Origin of the sequence: Curtobacterium sp. SGAir0471 (genome assembly GCF_005490985.1) — a bacterium.
In the GTDB taxonomy this organism is placed as follows: Bacteria; Actinomycetota; Actinomycetes; order Actinomycetales; family Microbacteriaceae; genus Curtobacterium.
In genome coordinates this window covers 1,130,871-1,150,282 of record NZ_CP027869.1, presented here as the reverse complement: position 1 = coordinate 1,150,282, position 19,412 = coordinate 1,130,871, and the positions used below count along the sequence as shown (strand labels likewise).

Here is a 19,412-nt window from a genome sequence, read left to right as displayed (position 1 = left end):
CGCCTGCTCAGTACCGGATCGCGTCGATGACCTTGACCCGCACCGCCACGATCGCCGGCAGGAACCCGGCGAGCGCCCCGACGAGCAGCGCCGAGCCGACCCCGATCAGCGCTGCCTCGACCGGGAAGGGCGCTCCCCCGACGTCGACACCGTTCGTGATCAGCCCGCGGACCGTCCCGTTGCCGAGCACCGCCGCGCCGATCATCACGCCCACACCACCGGCGACGAGCGTCCCGAGCACGTTCTCGAGCAGCACGGCCACGAAGATCCGTCCGGCGGTCGCACCGACACCGCGACGGATGCCGATCTCGCGGATCCGCTGGCGAACGCTCACGAGCGACACGTTGAGGAGCCCGAGTCCGCCGAGCACGAGGACCAGGACCGCGACCCCCGCGATCACCCACCGCAGTGCCCCGAGCGGGTCGCCGTCGACCGAGCCGGCCGCGTCGGAGCGCGTCGCGTCCACGGTCCACCCGGGACCGAGGGCACGCTCCGCGTCCGAGGCGATCCGCTGCGCCACCGCCTTGCCGTCGTGCTCGGGCACCCAGACCTCGAAGAGCCGCTGCGACCCGTCGTCGGGCGAGGCCACGGCGTTCGCCGTCGCGACGGAGTCGGCGAGCTGGTAGAACATCGGCTCGGTGTCGTACTCCGACGACGCGTACCGGCCGATCACGACGGCGGTCACGTCAGGCGTCCCCGGCAGGCGCACGACCGGGTGGGTCACGACGTCCGGGCTGCCCAGGCGGTCCAGGAACGCCTGGTTGACGACGAGCGCCGGCGCGAGGCGCTCCCGGTCGTCCTCGGTGAACCACGAGCCGTCGTCGATCCGCACGCGGTGCATCTCGGCGTACGCGGGGTCGACGGTGATGCCCTGCGCCAGGGTGACCCCGTCCGGGAACTGCACCGGGCGCTGGGTGAAGGAGGCCTCGGTGGCGAAGCGGACGCGGTAGCGCTCGGCCCCGGCGCGGAGCTCCCGGTCGAGCGCGTCGGCGTCCGCGGCCGCCGCTGCGCCGGTGCCGTCACCAGCGGCGGACGAGGACCCGGTGACCTGGTACGTCGCCGGTCGGCCGCCGTACTGCTCGTTGAACGCCGCCGTCACCCGTTCCGCGAGCGCCCCGAAGCCGACGACGACCGCGAGCGACGCGACCGCGATGGTCACGCCGATCAGACTGAGCACGACCCGGCCCCGGTGCACCCGGAGTTCCTGCCACGACTCGACGACGGTCCCGACGACCGTGGTGAGCAGCCGGTTCACGCCGCCACCACCCCGCTCGCCACGGCCGCGGGGTCGACGACGAGTCCGTGGTCGATGCGGTGCACGACGTCCGCACGCGCCGCGACCGCCGCGTCGTGCGTGATGGTGACGAGGGCGGCACCCGTCTCGGCCGCCACGGTCTCGAGCAGCTCCATGACGACCCGGCCGGTGTCGACGTCGAGCGCCCCGGTCGGCTCGTCGGCCAGGATGAGCCGCGGCGAGCGGACGAGCGCCCGGGCGATCGCGACCCGCTGCTGCTCCCCGCCCGAGAGGCGGTGCGGCTGGGTGTCGGCCCGGTCGGCCAGCCCCACACGGTCGAGCATCGCGAGGGCGAGCCGACGCCGTGACCAGAACGCACGGCCGGTCGCGTAGAGCAGGGGGACCTCGACGTTCTCGAGGGCGGTCCGGCCCTGGAGCAGGTTGAACTGCTGGAACACGAACCCGACGTCCGCACCGCGGACGCGGTCGCGGCGCACGGACCCGGCGCGGCCGAGGTCCTGCCCGTCGAACTCGTGCAGTCCCTCGGTCGGGATGTCGAGGAGACCGAGGACGTTGAGGAGCGTCGACTTGCCCGACCCCGAGCGGCCGACGATCGCGACGCGGCTGTCCGCCTCGACGTCGAGGTCGACGCCGCGCAGGATCTCGAGCGTCGAGCCGTCGGGCAGGGCGACGGACTTCCGCAGGTCTCGGACGCGCACGAGGCTCATCCGCCCACCACCGTGCCGTCCTCGGCGGACCCGTCGTCAGGCTGTGCCTCCTTGCCGGGGACGAACTGCAGGACGGTGTCTCCCTCGGTCAGTCCGTCCTCGATCTCGACGTGCTCGCCGTCGTTCAGGCCGAGGGTGACCTGGCGCTCGGAGCGCTTCCCCTCGTCGTCGACGACGGTGACGACACCGCGCTGCGCGGTGCCCTGCACCGCGGTGGTCGGTAGCGTGAGCACGCCCTGGGCCGAGCCCGCCGACACGGCGACCGTGACCTCGAGCCCGGGGAAGACCGTGACGTCCCCGGGGACGTCGCAACGCAGCTGCGTCGACCCGCCGCCCGACGCCGAGCCGTCGTCCGTGCCGTCGGGTGCCGCACCGGACGCACTGCTCGACGCGGAGTCGGAGGCGGGGACGGCGGAGCTGAGCGACAGGTTCGTGCAGGTGAACGGCGCCGGCCCGTCCGTGATCGTCACGGTCGCCTCCGACGGACGCGAGGTCAACCGGTAGAGCTGCGCGGCCTTGAGCGTGGCGGTGACGCGGTACGCCTCGGGAGCGACGCGCGCGACGGTGTCCCCGATCGCGACGGGCTGCTTCGCCACCAGGTCGAGGCCGGAGACCGTGCCCGACGACGACGCCACGACGGTCGCGAACGTCACGACCGCGGGGAGCGGGTCACCGTCCTCGGTCGTCCCGGTCGCCGGCGTCTCGACCCGCAGGTCGATGATCGGCGCGCCCTGCTCGACGTGCGTGCCGTTCGCCACGAACACCTTGTTCACCGTGCCCTCGGCGGTCGACCGCACCGGTGTCGACGCGACGGACTCGATCGTCCCGGTCGCCTCGACGTCGTTCACGATGTCACCCGTCTCCACGGTGACGGTCGGGTCCTCGAGCTGCGCCGTCGGCAGCGTCTCGGCCTCGTCGGGCTGGGCCGCGAAGAAGGCGAGGCGGACGAGCGACACCGCGATGGCGGCGAACACGAGGAACTTCAGGCCGGGCCACACCCAGCGACGCAGGACGGTCACCCTCGGACGGTATTGGCTGACATACCGAGCGAGCATCAGCCTGAGGGATGACGCAGGATGGCCGCCCGGCCGGGACCGGCCGGACCCGGGCCGATCAAGGCTGACCCGCCGGACCGGTCCCGGTGATCAGGACGTCGCCACGGGACGGGAACGGCCGGGAGGCACGGCGAGCGTTCCCGGGGAACGCTCGCCGTGCCTCCCGGCCGGCTGCAGTGCGCCTGTCTACGCCTCGATGACCACCGGGACGATCATCGGGCGACGACGGTGCTTGGTGTTCACCCAGCGGCCGACGGTCCGGCGGACGACCTGGCTGAAGGCGTGCGCATCGCGCGTGCCGTTCGCCGCGGCCTCGGCGATCGCCTTGGCGATCTGCGGGCGGACGTCGTCGAAGACCGAGTCGTCCTCGGCGAAGCCGCGCGACTGGATCTCCGGCCCGACCACGCACTGACCCGTGGTGAAGTCCACGGCGCAGAAGATCGAGATGAAGCCCTCCTCCGCCAGGACGCGACGGTCCTTGAGGTCGGCGTCGGTGATCTCGCCGACCGTCGAGCCGTCGACGTAGACGTAGCCGATGTCGAGCTGTCCGGCGACGCTGGCGACGCCGTCCTTCAGGTCGACGACGATGCCGTCCTGCCCCAGGATCACGTTGCGCGGCGGGACGCCCGTCTGGATCGCCAGGTCCGCGTTCGCGTACAGGTGGCGGTGCTCGCCGTGCACGGGCATGACGTTGCGCGGGCGCAGGATGTTGTAGCAGTACAGGAGCTCACCGGCGGACGCGTGCCCGGAGACGTGCACCTTGGCGTTGCCCTTGTGCACGACCTTGGCGCCGAGCTTCGTCAGCCCGTCGATCACGCGGTAGACGGCGTTCTCGTTGCCCGGGATGAGGCTCGACGCGAGGATGACGGTGTCGCCCTCGCCGATCTCGATCTGGTGCTCGAGGTTCGCCATGCGCGCGAGCACGGCCATCGGCTCGCCCTGCGACCCGGTCGACATGTAGACGATCTGGTCGTCGGGGACGTTCTTCGCCTTCTTCGTGTCGATGAGCACGTCGTCCGGCACCCGCAGGTAGCCGAGCTCGGCGGCGATGTTCATGTTGCGGATCATCGAGCGGCCCATGAACGCGACCTTGCGGTTGGTCGCGGCGGCGGCGTCGAGGACCTGCTGCACGCGGTGCACGTGCGAGGAGAAGCTCGCGACGACGACCTTCTTGCGGGCACGCGAGATGACGTTCTCGAGCACTGGTCCGATGTCGCGCTCGGGGGCGGTGAAGCCCGGCACGTCGGCGTTGGTCGAGTCCGGCAGGAACAGGTCGACGCCCTGCTCGCCCAGACGGGCGAAGGCACGGAGGTCGGTGATCCGGTCGTCCAGCGGCAGTTGGTCCATCTTGAAGTCACCGGTGTGCAGGACACGACCGGCCGGGGTGGTGATCGCGACGGCGAGGGCGTCCGGGATCGAGTGGTTCACGGCGACGAACTCGAGGTGGAACGGGCCGAGCTGCTCGGTCTGGTCCTCCTGCACGACGAGCGTGTAGGGCTTGATCCGGTGCTCCTTGAGCTTCGCCTCGACGAGCGCGAGGGTCAGCGTGGAGCCGATCAGGGGGATGTCGCCCTTGAGCTTGAGCAGGTACGGCACGGCGCCGATGTGGTCCTCGTGCCCGTGGGTGAGCACGACGCCGAGGACGTCGTCGAGGCGGTCCCGGATCGGCCCGAAGTCGGGGAGGATGAGGTCGACGCCCGGCTGGTGCTCCTCCGGGAAGAGCACGCCGGCGTCGACGATCAGCAGCTTGCCGTCGAACTCGTAGACGGTCATGTTGCGACCGATCTCGCCGAGGCCCCCGACGGGGATGACGCGGAGGGTGCCGGGTTCGAGCGGCTGCGGTGTGGAGATCTGGGTGGGCATTCGGTCCTGACTGTCGTGCGACGCGCTCCGGCGCCGCGGTCTTCCTAACGTGTGGTGCCTGGCACCTTCGGCAGTGCGCCGCCGGCCGCCGCGTTGCGGTCCGGGCGGAAGTTCGAGAAGTCGGCGCCGGGGATGTCCCGGACCGCTTCGAGTGAGGTCTCGATGGCGTAGGCCTCGGTGTCCTCGGGGCCGACGAGCGGCAGCCGGACGCGCGGGCTGCCGATGCGGCCGAGGCCGTGCAGGACGTACTTCGCGGCGACGGTGCCGGGGACGTGCGTCATGATCGCGCGGACGAGCGGCTCGACGCGCTTGTGCTCGGCGGTCGCGGTCGCCAGGTCGCCGCGGTTCACGGCGTCGACGATCGTGCGGTACGGGGTGCTCGTGATGTTCGCGGTCACGCCGATGAGTCCGGTCGCGCCGATCGACAGGTGCGGGAGCACGTTCGTGTCGTCGCCCGAGAAGTACATGAGGTCGGTGTTGTTGAGCACCCGGGAGACCTCGGCGAAGTCGCCCTTGGCGTCCTTCACGGCGAGGATGTTCGGGTGGTGCGACGCCCGCACGATGGTCTCGTACGTGATCGGGATGCCCGTGCGGCCCGGGATGTCGTACAGGATCACCGGCAGGTCGGTGGCGTCGGCGATCATCCGGAAGTGCGTGAGGACGCCCGCCTGCGTCGGCTTGTTGTAGTACGGCGTGACGATCATCACGCCGTCGGCGCCGGCCTTCTCGCTCTGCTTGTAGAGGTGGATGGCGTGCGCGGTCTCGTTCGAGCCGCCGCCCGTGATGATCTTCGCGCGGCCCGCGGCGACGGACTTGCCGACCTCGACCAGCCGCAGCTTCTCGGGGTCGGTCAGGGTGCTCGTCTCGCCTGTCGTCCCGGTGACGACGATGCCGTCGGCGCCGGCGGTGATGCAGTCGTCGATGTGCTGCTCGACGCCGGGCCAGTCGACCTCGCCGTCGGCCGTGAACGGCGTCACGAGGGCGACGAGGACCTGACCGAAGGGATTCTCACGCGGGGACACGCCCTCCAGCGTACCGGGGATGCGCGCGCGGACCGCCGTCCGCCCGGACGGTGCGCGGCTCGCGGACGGCGCGCGGCTGTCCGCGCTGCTCCGGCCGGGAGGCACGGCGCACCCCCGTCACGCCGGTCCCGCCCGGCGACGCCTCCGCACGGGAACCAGGTTCCGGACACAGCACCGCGAAGAAGCGCGGTGTCGTGTCCGGAACCTGGTTCCAGCGGGACGGAAGGACGCTCGGCAGGCGGCGCGGGTGCCGCGGGCGCGCTACGCGCGCTACGCGCGTTCCGCGCGGCGGCGCCACTCCAGGAAGCGGTAGCGGGTGCCGTCGACGCGTGACTCATGCCACGGGCCCTCGTCGGCGAGCTCCCACGCGTCGTCGAGCTCCGGCGCGCGGGTGTCACCCGGCACCTCGAGGTCGACGATCGTCTCGGACACCCGGTCGGCGAAGGGCAGAGCGTCGGCGTAGACCGCTCCCCCGCCGACCACCCACACGGGTTCGTCGGTGTCGAGTGCGGTCGCCAGGTCGTGCACGACCTCGGCGCCCTCGGCCGACCAGGAGTCGTCCCGCGTCAGCACGACGTTCCGCCGTCCGGGCAGCGGCCGGAACCGCGGCGGCAGCGAGTCCCAGGTGCGCCGGCCCATCACGACGACGCCGTCGCCGGTGACCTGTCGGAAGTGCGCGAGGTCCTCCGGCACGTGCCACGGGATGCCCCCGTCGGCACCGATGATCCCGGACGCCGTGCGTGCCCAGACCATCCCGACACCGCGCACGGGCTCGGTCCAGGCGGACTCGGTGCCCATCAGACGGCGACCGCGGCTCTGATCGCGGGGTGGTGCTCGTAGCCGACGACGGTGAGGTCCTCGTAGACGTAGTCGTCGATCGAGTCGCGCGGGGCGAGCTCGAGCCTCGGGTACGGGTAAGGCGTGCGGGAGAGCTGCTCGCGGACCTGCTCGACGTGGTTGTCGTAGACGTGGCAGTCGCCACCGGTCCACACGAAGTCGCCGACCTCGAGCCCGGTCTGCGCCGCGATCATGTGGGTGAGCAGCGCGTACGAGGCGATGTTGAACGGCACGCCGAGGAACATGTCCGCGCTCCGCTGGTAGAGCTGGCACGAGAGCTTGCCGTCGACGACGTAGAACTGGAAGAACGCGTGGCACGGCGCGAGCGCCATCTCCGGCACGTCGGCGACGTTCCACGCCGAGACGATCAGACGACGCGAGTCCGGGTTCGTGCGGATCTGCTCGATGACCTGCGCGATCTGGTCGACGTGCTCGCCGGACGGGGTCGGCCACGAGCGCCACTGCACGCCGTACACCGGGCCGAGGTCGCCGTCCTCGTCCGCCCACTCGTTCCAGATGCGGACGCCGTGCTCCTGCAGCCAGCGGGCGTTGCCGTCGCCGCGCAGGAACCAGAGCAGCTCGTACGCCACCGACTTGAAGTGCACGCGCTTCGTCGTGACGAGCGGGAAGCCCTGCGACAGGTCGTAGCGGAGCTGTGCCCCGAAGATGCTGCGCGTGCCGGTGCCGGTGCGGTCGCCCTTCGGCGTGCCCTCCTCGAGCACCCGGCGCAGCAGATCCTCGTAAGGGGTGGGGACGGTGGGGTCGGGCTGCACGGTCTCGCTCACACGGAGAGCCTACGTCCACAAGGAGAACCCGGAGCGCGCTGAGTACCGTGGCCCCCATGTCGACCCAGCCGCTCTCGATCCTCGTCGCCGGTGCGTCCGGCTTCATCGGGACCCCCCTCGTCCACGCCCTGCGCGAGGCCGGGCACCACGTCACCACGCTCACCCGCAGCGAACCCCGCACCGCGAGCGCGTTCCGCTGGTCCCCCGGCACCCGCCCGCTCGACCCGGCGGTGCTCGACGGCGCCGACGTCGTGATCAACCTCGCCGGGGCGAACATCGGCAAGCTGCCGTGGACCGACTCCTACAAGCAGCAGATCCTCGACTCGCGGGTGCAGGCGACGGACACCCTCGTCGAGGCGATGCACCGCGCCGCGAAGCCGCCGGCGCTGTTCCTGTCCGGGTCGGCCTCGGGCGTGTACGGCGACCGTCCCGTAGACGTCCTCGACGACGACGCCGAGGCCGGACGGGGCTTCCTCGCCGACGTCTGCACCAAGTGGGAGGCCGCCGCGACCGCCGCCCCCGAGGGCGTCCGCGTCGTCCTGCTCCGCACCGGCATCGTCGTCGGCCAGGGCGGCGGCGCGCTCGCGCCCCTCGTGCCGCTCACGAAGGCGGGCCTCGGCGGCAAGCTCGGCACCGGCGGGCAGTTCTGGCCGTGGATCGCGCTCGAGGACGAGGTCGGCGCGATCGTGCACCTCGCCACCAGCCCGGAGGCCGCCGACGTGCGCGGTCCGGTGAACCTGGCCGGCCCGGAGGCCGCGGTGTCGAACCGCATCACCCGCCGCGTCGCCGAGGACCTGCACCGTCCCTACCTGTTCAGCGTCCCGGCCTTCGCGCTGCGCACGCTGCTCCGCGAGGCCGCCGACGAGATGCTCCTCTCCAGCCAGCGCATGGTCCCGCGCAAGCTCACCGAGTCCGGGTACCGGTTCCGGCACACGACCGCCGAGGACGCGGTCGACGCCGCCTTCTGACCCGACGGCACGACCCGACGGCCCGGGTCGACCACAGGGCCCGACGCGACCACCCGACGGACGGGAGGCCCGTGGCGACACCGCCACGGGCCTCCCGTCCGTCAGTGGGTCGCCGCAGCCTTCGCGAGCGCGGTCCGCATCGCCGCTCGCGCCCGCCTGCGGTCGCCGGCGGCGTCGTAGACGACGCCGAGCCGGTACCAGCCGCGCCAGTCCTCCGGGTCGGCCTCGACGGCGTCCCGGTACCGCGGGAACAGCTCGTCGGCCGCCTCGCGGGTCGGCCGGCCGGACGGTCGGACCGGGACGACCTCGTCCGGCGTCGCGCCCTCCTGTTCGAGCCGCGCACCGAGCCGGGTGATGCGCACGCCGAAGCGGACCTCGAGCACGAGCAGCAGCGCGCCGATCGCAGCGACGACGAACAGCGCGACGCCGATGCCGATCCCGATCGGCTGACCGGTCTGCACGAACGCGACCGCACGCTGCCCGACGAGGCCGATGTAGAGCGCGAGCAGCAGGGTCATCAGTGCCGCGCCCCAGAACGGGGAGCGGAGGGACCGCCAGGTCGAGGTCACGGCTGACCGATGCCGAGGACGCTGCCGAGGCCGACGGTCAGGCCGCGGGCGTCGACCACGGCGGACAGGGCGGCCCGGACCCCGGCGTCGTACGCCACGTCGTCGTTCGTGTCGTGGCGGATCGTGACGGTCTCGCCGGGGCCGCTGAGCAGCACGTCCTGCACGGCCTTGACGCCCGGCAGGCGGAGCGAGTGGATCGGCACGCTCGCCACCTGCTGCCCGCGGGCGCGCTGGTCGACGTGCGGGGCCTCGACGGGACCGACCTCGCGCCGGGCGTCCGCGATGAGCTCTGCGGTCCGGACGGCGGTGCCCGACGGGCTGTCGATCTTGCCCGCGTGGTGGGTCTCCACGATCTCGACGGACGGGAACCACGGCGCGGCGATCGTGGCGAGGTGCGTCGCGAGCACCGAGCCGATCGAGAAGTTCGGCACGACGAGGACGCCCTGGTCGGGTCGAGCCTCGAGTCCGGCGCGGAGCTTCGCCAGGCGGTCGAGCGACCAGCCCGAGGTCCCGACCAGGACGTTCGCGCCGCTGGCCAGGGCGTGCTCGACGATCGCCGGGCTGAGGGCGGGGACGGTGACGTCCACGACGACGGCCGCTCCCCCGAACACCGACGGCGGTGCCTCGTGCACGGCGTCCCGCGAGGACAGCGACGCGACGAGCTCGAAGCCGTCGAGCGACTCCACGACGGAGGCCACGAGGCCCCCGAGACGACCGGTGGCGCCGACGACGACGACGGGAGTGACCATGGCTCCATCCTAGGATCGACGCATGCCGCTCCAGGTCAGGTCCGTGCCCGCCGACGCGCCCGAGGTCGACGCACTGCTCGACGCCTACCTCGACGAGCGCGAGGCGACGTTCCCGAGCGCGCAGGGCTCGTACTCGCGGAAGCGCACCCCGGCCGTCGAGTTCACGGCGCCGAACGGGGTCTTCGTGGTGGCCTACGAGGCTGACGGCGACGCGGTGGAGCCCGTCGGGTGCGGTGGACTGCGGCGGATCGCGGACGACGGCGACGACGTCCGCTTCGAGGTGAAGCACGTCTACGTCGCCCCGGAGGGTCGCGGGCGGGGCGTCGCGACCGCGGTGATGGACGCGCTCGAGCAAGCCGCACGGGACCTCGGCGCGACCAGCGTCGTCCTCGACACGAACGACTCGCTCGTCGCCGCCGGCGCGATGTACCGCAGTCGTGGCTACCAGCGGGTCGAGCCGTTCAACGCGAACCCGAACGCGACCGCCTGGTACCGCAGGCCGGTCGACTGACCGGGGCCGCGCCTCCCGGCCGACGCAGCGACGCGGGCAGCCGGCGGCCGCTAGACGGGCTGGTCGACCGGCAGACCGGTGCGGAGCTCCACCGGCAGGTGGGCCAGGTCGTTGAGCGTGACCACCTCGGCCGGCTTGGCCGAACGGATCCGGATGATCGTCAGCGCGGTGTGGGCGACGTTCGTGCCCATCCAGCGCCACTCCGGGGCCTGGAAGGCCTCGCGCACGAACCAGCCGATCACGGCGTTGTGCGTGATGAGCAGGTCGTGGCGGTCCTCCCGAGCGGGCGTGAAGAACTCGGCCACCGCGTCGCCCATCTGGGCCTGACCCGCGACGATCTCCTCTTCCGTGACGCCGCCGTACCAGCCCTGGTAGGCGTGCGGCATGTCCGGCGTCGGCCCGGACGGGATGCAGTCGAAGAGCAGCGTCGAGGGTTCGGGCTGGATCGACGGCAGGCGCTGCGCGAGGTACGCGGCGGTCTCGCTCGCGGCGTCGAGCGGCGAGTGGTACACGCCGTCGAAGGGCACCCCGCCGAGCCGGTCGGCGACGAGCACCGCCTGGCGCTTGCCGCGTTCGGACAGCTTGCCGTCCCGGAGGCCGTGCTCGGCGTCCTGGTGCTCACCGTGCCGGACGAGGTACAGGTAGTGCGACACGTCCGTCACCCCTCGACGCCGAGGGCCGCTGCGAGCTCGTCCCGCTGCACCGCACCGACCACCGAGGTGATGGTGGGGCGGGTGAGCAGGTCGCGCGCCAGGTCGAGCACGTCGCCGGCGGTCACCCGGTCGACCCGCTGCAGCGCGGTGCCGAGGTCGGTGAACTCCCCGGTGCCGAGCTCGGATCGGCCGAGGCGGGTCATCCGGGCGTCGGAGTCCTCGAGCGAGAGCGTCAGGGCGCCCTCGATCTGCCCCTTGGCGCGGTGGAGCTCGTCCTCCGTGATGCCGTCGTCGACCATGCGCGCGAACTCGGCGTCGATGATCTCGACGACACCGGCGACGTTGTCCGGGGCGCAACCCGCGTAGACGCCGAACGCGCCGTTGTCGAGGTACGCCGGGGCGAAGGACGACACGGCGTAGGCGAGGCCGCGGCGCTCGCGGACCTCCTGGAAGAGACGGGAGCTCATGCCGCCGCCGAGCACGGCGTTCAGCACGCTGAGGACCGGGCGGCGGTCGTCGCGCAGGTCGAGGCCCTGCGAGCCGCGGAGCATGCTGACCTGTTCGGTCGGACGGTGCGCGACGGCGAGGCGCGGGACGGCCGGGTCCGCCACCGTCTGCGGCGTGCGTCGGGCGAGCGGCGAGGCTTTCGGCGCCTCGCGGAAGACCCGCTCGACGAGCTCGCGGAAGCGGTCGTGGTCCACCGCACCCGCGGCGGTGACGACGATGCCGTTCGGTGCGTAGTGCTCGCGGTAGTGGTCGAGGACCTGGTCGCGGCCGACCGCGCGGATGCTCTCCGGGGTCCCTCCGATCGGACGGCCGAGGGGGTGCCCGTCGAAGGCGGCGGCGAAGAAGGCCTCGCCCGCGACGTCCGCGGGGTCGTCAGCGGCCATCGCGAGCTCTTCGAGGATGACGCCGCGCTCGACGGCGAAGGCGTCCTCGTCGAGCACGGACCCGGTGACCATGTCGCCGATCACCTCGACCGCCATCGGGACGTCGGTGTCCCGGACGCGGGCGTAGTAGCAGGTGTACTCCTTGGCGGTCGCGGCGTTGTGCTCACCGCCCACGGAGTCGAACGCGATGGCGATGTCGAGCGCACTGCGACGTGCGGTGCCCTTGAACAAGAGGTGCTCGAGGAAGTGCGTGGAGCCGAACTGCCCCTCACGCTCGTCGCGGGAGCCGACGCCGACCCAGAAGCCGAGGCTCGTCGAGCTCGCCCCCGGGACCGACTCGGTCAGGACGCGGACGCCGGACGGCAGCACGGATCGACGGACGAAGGCACCACCGGACGTCAGGAACGACGTGTCCTGGGCCTCGAGCGGCAACGGCACTGGCTGGTTCATCGCAGGAGAGCCTACTGACCCGTCGGGGCCGCTCATCCAGTTTCCACAGGCTCGCGGCGCGTGCCCCGAAGTGGGGTACGGCCGAGGAGGATAGAAAGACTCGTCTGTCTGTCCTCACTGTGGTACAGTCGTCACATCGGGTCGGAAGCCCCCCTAGATTCCGACCCGGTGGCTCGGGACATCAGTCCTGCGCGGCGGAGTCCCCCCACTCCCCCGCGGAGCCGATGAGTCCGAGGAGCAGCGCTGTGACGGTCGATTCCCCCCAACCGACCGTCCAGCGTCTCCCCGGCCCGAGCACGAACCTCGCGTCGCCGGACGGGTCGAGCGTCCCCCCGACTCCCCGCTCCGGCGGCGCGAAGGTCCGCATCCTCGAGACCGCGTCGAGGCTCTTCTACGAGGAGGGCATCCGCGGCGTCGGCGTCGACCGTCTGATCTCCGAGGCGAGCGTCACGAAGGCGACGTTCTACAAGCACTACGGGTCGAAGGACAACCTGATCCTCGCCTACATCCGCACGCAGGACGAGCGGGTGCAGCAGGCCTTCGGGCGCATCGTGGCCGAGGCCCCGACGCCGACCGACGCCGTCCGCGCCTGGGTCGCCGCCGTCTCGGACGACGTCGGCCGACCGGACTTCCGCGGCTGTGCCTTCCTGAACGCGGCGGCTGAGTACCACGACCCCCGCGACCCGGTCCGCCAGGTCGTCGCCGCGCACCGCGACTGGTACACGGATCAGCTCTTCGCGCTGCTGCAGCGCGCCGGACACCCGATGCCGGGCGACGGCGCCGACGAGCTGATGCTCGCACGCGACGGCGTGATGGCCGGTGCGTACGCCGGCGACGCGATCGCGGCGACCGCAGCGCTCGGGCGGGTCGTCGAGCGCGTCATCACGCGCTGACCGGGCGAGCGACGGACGGGAGGCACGTGGCGGCGCCGCCACGTGCCTCCCGTCCGTCGCACCCGCACTCCAGGGCGCGGGTGTTGGCTGGTCGCATGGCCAACGACCCCAACTGGAACCTCCCCGAGGTCCCCACGTTCACCCTGACCAGCCCCGACTTCAGCGACGGCGACCGTCTGCCCGACTGGGCGCGCGGCTCCGACGTGGGCGGCGAGGACCGCTCCCCCGCACTCGAGTGGTCGGGCGCTCCCGAGGGCACGCAAAGTTACGTCCTCACCGTGTACGACCCCGACGCCCCGACCGGCTCGGGCTTCTGGCACTGGAGCCTGACCGACGTCCCGGCGTCGACGACCTCGCTGCCGCAGGGCGCCGGTACCGACGACGCGCTGCTGCCCGCGGAGGCGCTCCGTCGCCGTAACGAGTACGGCACGGACACGTTCCTCGGCGCCGCGCCGCCCGCGGGGCACGGTCCGCACCGCTACGTGTTCACCGTCAGCGCGCTGGACGTGCCGGTGCTCGAGGCGCCCGCCGACGCCACCCCGGCCGTCGTCGGCTTCCTGCTCCGCGAGCACCTGCTCGGCCGCGCGCAGCTGACCGGCACGCAGGAGACCCCCGCCTCCTGACGCCCCCGCACCGACGGCAACGGCCGCCACTCCGATCGGAGCGGCGGCCGTTGCGGTGTCAGCAGCGCGAGGCGCCGGGGATCAACCCTCGGCGTTGTCCTCGGTGTGCTTCTCGTGACCCTCGCGGCCCTCGGTGTCGACCTCGTCCGCGACCACCGGCGCGAGCGACAGCTTGCCGCGGTCGTCCACCTTGGTGACCTCGACCAGGATCTTCTGGCCGACGCCCAGGACGTCCTCGACGTTCTCCACGCGCTTGCCACCGGCGAGCTTGCGGACCTCGGAGACGTGGAGCAGACCGTCGCGGCCCGGGAGCAGCGACACGAACGCGCCGAACGTCGCGATCTTGACGACCGTGCCGAGGAACTGGTCCCCGATCTCCGGGTTCGTCGGGTTCGCGATCGCGTTGACCTGGGCACGGGCGGCCTCGGCCGACGGGCCGTCGACGGCGCCGATGTAGACCGTGCCGTCGTCCTCGATCGAGATGTCGGCGCCGGTCTCGTCCTGGATGCCGTTGATCGTCTTGCCCTTCGGGCCGATCAGCTCGCCGATCTTGTCGACGGGGATCTGCACCGAGATGACACGAGGAGCGGTGTCCGCCATCTCGTCGGGGGCGTCGATCGCCTCGGTCAGCACGCCGAGGATGGCCGAGCGGGCCTCCTTGGCCTGCTTCAGCGCGGCGTCGAGGACCGACGACGGGATGCCGTCGAGCTTCGTGTCGAGCTGGATCGCGGTGACGAACTCCGAGGTACCGGCGACCTTGAAGTCCATGTCGCCGAGGGCGTCCTCGGCACCGAGGATGTCGGTCAGCGCCGCGTAGCGGGTCTGACCGTCGACGGTGTCGGAGACGAGGCCCATCGCGATGCCCGCGACCGGGGCGCGCAGCGGCACACCGGCGTTGAGGAGCGACAGGGTCGAGGCGCAGACGGAGCCCATCGACGTCGAGCCGTTGGAGCCGAGGGCCTCGGACACCTGACGGATCGCGTAGGGGAACTCCTCACGCGACGGCAGCACCGGCACGAGGGCGCGCTCGGCGAGGAAGCCGTGGCCGATCTCGCGACGCTTCGGCGAACCGACGCGACCGGTCTCACCCGTCGAGTACGGCGGGAAGTTGTAGTGGTGCAGGTAGCGCTTCTTCGTGACGGGCGACAGCGAGTCGATCTGCTGCTCCATCTTGAGCATGTTCAGCGTGGTGACGCCGAGGATCTGCGTCTCGCCGCGCTGGAAGATCGCCGAACCGTGGACGCGCGGGATCACGGCGACCTCGGCGTCGAGCGGACGGATGTCGGCGAGGCCGCGACCGTCCATGCGGACCTGCTCGGTCAGGATGCGGCCGCGGACGACCTTCTTCGTGACCGACTTGTAGGCGGCGCTGACCTGGCCGTTGGCGGACTCGGGGAGCTCCCCGGCCTCGACCTTGACCGCGACGGCCTCCTTCACGCGGGCCTTGAGGGCGTCGTCCTTGTCCTGACGCTCGAGCTTGCCGGCGATCTGGTAGACGTCCTTGAGCTCGTCGAGGGCGATCGCCTCGACGGCGGAGTAGACCTCGGGCGCGTAGGGCGGGAAGACCGGGTAGTCCTGGATCTCCTTGGCCGACTGCGCGGCCATCTTCGCCTGCGCCTCGACGAGGACCTTGAGGAACGGCTTGGCCGCCTCGAGGCCCTGGGCGACGATCGCCTCGTCGGGCTTGGTCGCGCCGCCCTGGATGAGGCCCCAGGCGTGCTCGGTCGCCTCGGCCTCGACCATCATGATCGCGACGTCCTCGTTGCCCTGCTCGTCGGTGACGACACGGCCGGCGACGGTGAGGTCGAAGACCGCTTCCTCGAGCTGCGAGGCCTTCGGGAACGCGACCCACTGGTCACCGATCAGCGCGAGGCGCACACCGGCGATCGGGCCGGAGAACGGCAGACCGGAGATCTGCGTCGACGCGGACGCCGCGTTGATCGCGAGCGCGTCGTAGAACTCGTCCGGCGCGATGCTCAGGACGGTGATGACGATCTGGACCTCGTTGCGCAGGCCGTCGACGAACGACGGACGCAGCGGCCGGTCGATGAGGCGGCAGACGAGGATCGCCTCGGTGCTGGGGCGGCCCTCACGACGGAAGAACGAGCCGGGGATCTTGCCGGCGGCGTACGAGCGCTCCTCGACGTCGACCGTCAGCGGGAAGAAGTCGAAGCCCTCGCGCGGGTGCTTGCCGGCGCTGGTGGCCGACAGGAGCATGGTCTCCTCGTCGAGGTACGCGGCGACCGCGCCCTGGGCCTGCTGCGCGAGGCGGCCGGTCTCGAACCGGACGACGCGCTTGCCGAACTTGCCGTTGTCGATGACGGCTTCGGCGAACTTGATCTCGGGACCCTCCAAAAGGGTGCCTCCTTGACGTGTTCGGCAGACCTGGGCGACGGCACCCGTGGTGCGTGCACGCCGAGGGGTCGGGGCGCATGTCTGGCCAGCAGTAGAAGCACTCGGGACTCCGAACGGCCCGCGAGCCACCACCGATGACCAGCTCCGTGCCCGGTCTGCGCAGTGTTGTGTGCCAGCCCCGCGGGTGTGACAGCGGAGCGTGACGCCCGGAGAACGGTCCCCGGACGATGAGGACTTTACCAGTCCTCAGGCGCCGGACGGGTGTTGCTCCTGGCGAACGGGCGTGTCCCCGGTAGCTTGCCGCCATGCGCACCAGCCCTTCCCGGCGCGTGCTCGTCGCGGCCGCCGTGGTCGTGGGCGCGCTCGTCGCTCCGGTCCTCACCCCCCTGCCCGCGAGCGCCGCGTCGACGCAGTACCCGACGTGGCAGGACGTGCAGCAGGCGAAGGGCAACGAGCAGGCCGCCGCTGCCGAGGCGGCGAAGGTGCAGGCGGCGCTGCAGTCGGTGCAGGCCGACGCCGCCGCGAAGTCGCAGCGCGCACTCGACGCCTCCGCAGCAGCCGACCGCGCCGAGGCGGACCTCGCCGCGGCGACGCAGACCGCGTCGACCCTCCGCACCCAGGCGGACGACGCCGAGCGCACCGCCGCCCAGGCGCAGGACCGCGCCGGGCAGCTCGCCGCGACCCTGTACCGCGACGGCAGCCAGAACGCCATGACGACGCGGATCGCCACGACGCACGACCCGGACCAGCTGCTCTACCAGCTCGGCGCGGTCGACCAGCTCTCGAGCACGTGGGAGGGGGTCCTCGAGGACGCCTCGGTCGCCGGCCGCACCGCGGAGTCGCTGCACGACCAGGCCGAGCGTGCGGAGTCCGAGCGGAGCACCCTCGCCGCAGCCGCGGAGGACCGCTCCGCCACCGCCCGCACCGCGTCCGACGCCGCCGCGCGGGCCGTCGCGGACACGCAGCAGCACAGCGACGAGCTCTACGCGCAGCTGGCCGCGCTGAAGGACACCACCGCCACGACCGAGCAGCAGTACGAGCTCGGCGTGCAGGTCGCCGCCCAACAGGCCGCCCAGCAGCGGGCCCGTGAGCAGGCGGCCGCAGCAGCGGCGCAGCAGGCGGCGGCCGCCGCCGCACCGTCGTCCTCGGCGGCGGCCGCCACGAGCGGCGGCTCCGGGACGTCCTACCCGAGCACGGGCGGCGTGACCGTCGACCCGGCCGGCGCGCAGGCGTACGCCCGCAGCGCGATCGGCGCCTACGGCTGGGGCGGCGACCAGTTCTCCTGCCTCGTGTCCCTCTGGACCCAGGAGTCCGGCTGGCGGGCCAACGCCCTCAACGCCTCGAGCGGCGCGTACGGCATCCCGCAGTCACTGCCCGCGAGCAAGATGGCGGTTGCCGGTGCGGACTGGAGGACGAACGCGGCGACGCAGATCAACTGGGGGCTGGCCTACATCCACGACGCCTACGGCTCCCCCTGCGCGGCGTGGAACCACGAGATGAGCGTCAACCCGCACTGGTACTGAGCGCCCGCCCGGGCGCCCTGGTCAGTGGCCGAGGCCGCCGAGCAGGGACGCGAAGTCGGTCGGCGCGGCGAGCGTCTCCTGCTGCGGGGTCCGCCGGGAGGCGCGGATCGCCCAGGCGAGGTCGACCCCGGCCCGTCGGATGCGGGCGTCGAGCGCGGCGGCGTCCGCCTCGCTCCCCCAGTCGTCGGTCGCGGCGAACACGCCGGTCGGCACCACCGCTGCGCGGAGGTACGCGAACACCGGGCGCAGGGCGTGGTCGATCGCGAGCGAGTGCCGTGCGGTCCCCCCGGTCGCGGCGAGCAGCACCGGCAGGTCGGTCACGCCGTCCTTGTCGAGCACGTCGAGGAACGACTTCGCCAGACCGCTGACCCCCGCGGTGAAGACCGGGGTGACGAAGACGAGCGCGTCGGCCTCGAGCACGGTGCGCTGGGCGGCGGCGAGGCCGGGTGCGGCGAACCCGGTGAGCATCGCGTCGACGATCTCGTGCGCGATCGGACGCAGCTCGACGTGGCGGACGTCCACCGTGCCTCCCGGCTGGTCGGCCGAGACGGCGGCGACCGCGGAGGCGGCGAGCCGGTCTGCGAGCAGGCGGGTGGAGCTGGGCTCTGAGAGCCCGGCGGAGACGACGGCGATGGTGGTCATGGCAGTTCCCGACTTTCGATGCGTTTGCATGAACATCCTACCGAACCGAGCCGTCTGCGCAACCATTCCCGGTCCCTGTCGGCCGGCGACCCAGTCCTCTGCGACCGGGGAACGAGGAACGCCCCGGTCCTCACGAGGAGGACCGGGGCGTTCGGTCACGCAGTGTCTGCGAGTCGACTAGCGGCGCAGGCCGAGGCGCTCGATGAGCGCACGGTAGCGGTTGATGTCGACGTCGGAGAGGTACCCGAGGAGACGGCGACGCTGACCGACCATGAGCAGCAGACCACGACGCGAGTGGTGGTCGTGCTTGTGCTCCTTGAGGTGCTCGTTCAGGTCGTTGATGCGACGCGTCAGAACGGCAACCTGGACCTCGGGGGATCCGGTGTCGCCCGGGTGGGTCGCGTACTCTTCGATGATCTCCTGCTTGACCTTCGCGTCAAGTGCCATGGATGATCCCCTTTCCTGTCCGTTGCGCGGTGCCCGTACCTGATGCACGAGCGCTCTTGATCCGCGGCCGTTCGACGGCAACCGGACGAGACTACCAGAGATCAGGCGGTGCGGGCACGCAGGCGCTGCCGTCGCGGCACCGGGAGCAGGCTCCGGACGAGCCCGACGAGGGTTGCCCCGAGCAGTCCGCCGAGGCCGTTCGAGAGCACGTCCCGAGGGTCGGCGACGCGGTACGGCAGGAACCGGGCCTGCGCGAGCTCGATCCCGACCGACAGCACGACCGCGACCACCGCTCCCGCCAGCCACCAGCGGCGCGGCAACCAGAGCGCCGCGATCATCCCGACGGGCACGAACATCCCGATGTTCGCGAGGAACTCGACCCGGTCGTAGGTGAACCAGGCACCGCGCGGGAGCTGCTGCAGCCAGGCGATGGCGTGCAGCACGAACGCGTCCTGCGCGTGCGTGAAGACCCGCGGCGTCAACGTCATCCGCCAGATCACCCAGGCGTAGCCGGCGGTGAGGGCGAGCAGCAGGAGCTTCCGGAACATCCGGTCAGTATCGCTGCCGGGTCCTGGCAGGCGGCCGCACCCCACCTGGGCGGACGCCGGGCCACCC

At 72.1% G+C, this 19,412-nt stretch carries 20 protein-coding genes; 5 read left to right on the top strand and 15 right to left on the bottom strand.

The window, feature by feature from the left end; translation table 11 throughout:
- Window positions 1-7: 7 nt before the first annotated feature.
- The 7 genes from C1N91_RS05290 to C1N91_RS05260 form a co-directional block, all read right to left on the bottom strand.
- Window positions 8-1,255, bottom strand: a complete 1,248-nt coding sequence (locus tag C1N91_RS05290; RefSeq protein WP_137766890.1) for an ABC transporter permease — start codon at window positions 1,253-1,255, stop codon at window positions 8-10.
- Window positions 1,252-1,962, bottom strand: coding sequence for an ABC transporter ATP-binding protein (locus C1N91_RS05285; protein ID WP_137766889.1), 711 nt, complete (start codon window positions 1,960-1,962; stop codon window positions 1,252-1,254). The genes C1N91_RS05290 and C1N91_RS05285 overlap by 4 nt, the downstream gene beginning before the upstream one ends.
- Window positions 1,959-2,981: an efflux RND transporter periplasmic adaptor subunit gene (locus tag C1N91_RS05280; RefSeq protein WP_175415922.1), complete on the bottom strand. Its 1,023-nt coding sequence runs from the start codon at window positions 2,979-2,981 to the stop codon at window positions 1,959-1,961. The genes C1N91_RS05285 and C1N91_RS05280 overlap by 4 nt, the downstream gene beginning before the upstream one ends.
- A 222-nt stretch (window positions 2,982-3,203) precedes the next feature.
- Window positions 3,204-4,880, bottom strand: a complete 1,677-nt coding sequence (locus tag C1N91_RS05275) for a ribonuclease J (RefSeq protein ID WP_137766887.1) — start codon at window positions 4,878-4,880, stop codon at window positions 3,204-3,206.
- Between the two features lie 44 nt (window positions 4,881-4,924).
- Entirely contained in the window at window positions 4,925-5,902 is a 978-nt protein-coding gene (gene dapA, locus C1N91_RS05270) for a 4-hydroxy-tetrahydrodipicolinate synthase (RefSeq protein ID WP_058730183.1), read from the bottom strand.
- 270 nt (window positions 5,903-6,172) lie between these two features.
- Window positions 6,173-6,700: a dihydrofolate reductase gene (locus C1N91_RS05265; protein ID WP_137766886.1), complete on the bottom strand. Its 528-nt coding sequence runs from the start codon at window positions 6,698-6,700 to the stop codon at window positions 6,173-6,175.
- Window positions 6,700-7,524, bottom strand: coding sequence for a thymidylate synthase (locus C1N91_RS05260; RefSeq protein ID WP_137766885.1), 825 nt, complete (start codon window positions 7,522-7,524; stop codon window positions 6,700-6,702). The genes C1N91_RS05265 and C1N91_RS05260 overlap by 1 nt, the downstream gene beginning before the upstream one ends.
- Before the next feature lie 56 nt (window positions 7,525-7,580).
- On the opposite strand from C1N91_RS05260, the gene C1N91_RS05255 reads away from it, so the two are divergent.
- A complete protein-coding gene (locus tag C1N91_RS05255; RefSeq protein WP_254678354.1) occupies window positions 7,581-8,492 on the top strand; it encodes a TIGR01777 family oxidoreductase in 912 nt (303 codons plus the stop codon).
- Between the two features lie 101 nt (window positions 8,493-8,593).
- On the opposite strand, the gene C1N91_RS05250 is transcribed toward C1N91_RS05255, so the two are convergent.
- Entirely contained in the window at window positions 8,594-9,010 is a 417-nt protein-coding gene (locus tag C1N91_RS05250) for a hypothetical protein (RefSeq protein WP_137768678.1), read from the bottom strand.
- A 47-nt stretch (window positions 9,011-9,057) separates the two neighbouring features.
- Window positions 9,058-9,810: a 4-hydroxy-tetrahydrodipicolinate reductase gene (locus C1N91_RS05245; protein ID WP_137766883.1), complete on the bottom strand. Its 753-nt coding sequence runs from the start codon at window positions 9,808-9,810 to the stop codon at window positions 9,058-9,060.
- Between the two features lie 22 nt (window positions 9,811-9,832).
- On the opposite strand from C1N91_RS05245, the gene C1N91_RS05240 reads away from it, so the two are divergent.
- Window positions 9,833-10,321: a GNAT family N-acetyltransferase gene (locus C1N91_RS05240; protein WP_137766882.1), complete on the top strand. Its 489-nt coding sequence runs from the start codon at window positions 9,833-9,835 to the stop codon at window positions 10,319-10,321.
- 50 nt (window positions 10,322-10,371) lie between these two features.
- Here C1N91_RS05240 and C1N91_RS05235 read toward each other — a convergent pair whose 3' ends face one another.
- Entirely contained in the window at window positions 10,372-10,974 is a 603-nt protein-coding gene (locus tag C1N91_RS05235; RefSeq protein ID WP_058728809.1) for a histidine phosphatase family protein, read from the bottom strand.
- 5 nt (window positions 10,975-10,979) lie between these two features.
- A complete protein-coding gene (locus tag C1N91_RS05230) occupies window positions 10,980-12,314 on the bottom strand; it encodes a M16 family metallopeptidase (protein WP_137766881.1) in 1,335 nt (444 codons plus the stop codon).
- 245 nt (window positions 12,315-12,559) lie between these two features.
- On the opposite strand from C1N91_RS05230, the gene C1N91_RS05225 reads away from it, so the two are divergent.
- Both C1N91_RS05225 and C1N91_RS05220 read left to right on the top strand, forming a co-directional pair.
- Window positions 12,560-13,207, top strand: coding sequence for a TetR/AcrR family transcriptional regulator (locus C1N91_RS05225; protein ID WP_175415921.1), 648 nt, complete (start codon window positions 12,560-12,562; stop codon window positions 13,205-13,207).
- A gap of 95 nt (window positions 13,208-13,302) precedes the next feature.
- On the top strand, window positions 13,303-13,830 hold the full coding sequence (locus tag C1N91_RS05220; RefSeq protein ID WP_137766879.1) for a YbhB/YbcL family Raf kinase inhibitor-like protein: 528 nt from the start codon (window positions 13,303-13,305) through the stop codon (window positions 13,828-13,830).
- An 81-nt stretch (window positions 13,831-13,911) separates the two neighbouring features.
- Here the strand turns inward: C1N91_RS05220 and C1N91_RS05215 are convergent, their stop codons facing one another.
- On the bottom strand, window positions 13,912-16,185 hold the full coding sequence (locus tag C1N91_RS05215) for a polyribonucleotide nucleotidyltransferase (RefSeq protein ID WP_137766878.1): 2,274 nt from the start codon (window positions 16,183-16,185) through the stop codon (window positions 13,912-13,914).
- Between the two features lie 305 nt (window positions 16,186-16,490).
- Between C1N91_RS05215 and C1N91_RS05210 the strand changes: the two genes are divergently transcribed.
- On the top strand, window positions 16,491-17,708 hold the full coding sequence (locus tag C1N91_RS05210) for a coiled-coil domain-containing protein (protein ID WP_137766877.1): 1,218 nt from the start codon (window positions 16,491-16,493) through the stop codon (window positions 17,706-17,708).
- Between the two features lie 21 nt (window positions 17,709-17,729).
- Here C1N91_RS05210 and C1N91_RS05205 read toward each other — a convergent pair whose 3' ends face one another.
- The 3 genes from C1N91_RS05205 to C1N91_RS05195 all read right to left on the bottom strand — a co-directional run bounded on the left by C1N91_RS05205 (window position 17,730) and on the right by C1N91_RS05195 (window position 19,345).
- On the bottom strand, window positions 17,730-18,350 hold the full coding sequence (locus C1N91_RS05205) for a CE1759 family FMN reductase (protein WP_137766876.1): 621 nt from the start codon (window positions 18,348-18,350) through the stop codon (window positions 17,730-17,732).
- A gap of 177 nt (window positions 18,351-18,527) precedes the next feature.
- Window positions 18,528-18,797, bottom strand: a complete 270-nt coding sequence (gene rpsO / locus C1N91_RS05200; protein ID WP_022902140.1) for a 30S ribosomal protein S15 — start codon at window positions 18,795-18,797, stop codon at window positions 18,528-18,530.
- A 101-nt stretch (window positions 18,798-18,898) separates the two neighbouring features.
- Entirely contained in the window at window positions 18,899-19,345 is a 447-nt protein-coding gene (locus C1N91_RS05195) for a VanZ family protein (protein WP_175415920.1), read from the bottom strand.
- Window positions 19,346-19,412 lie beyond the last annotated feature (67 nt).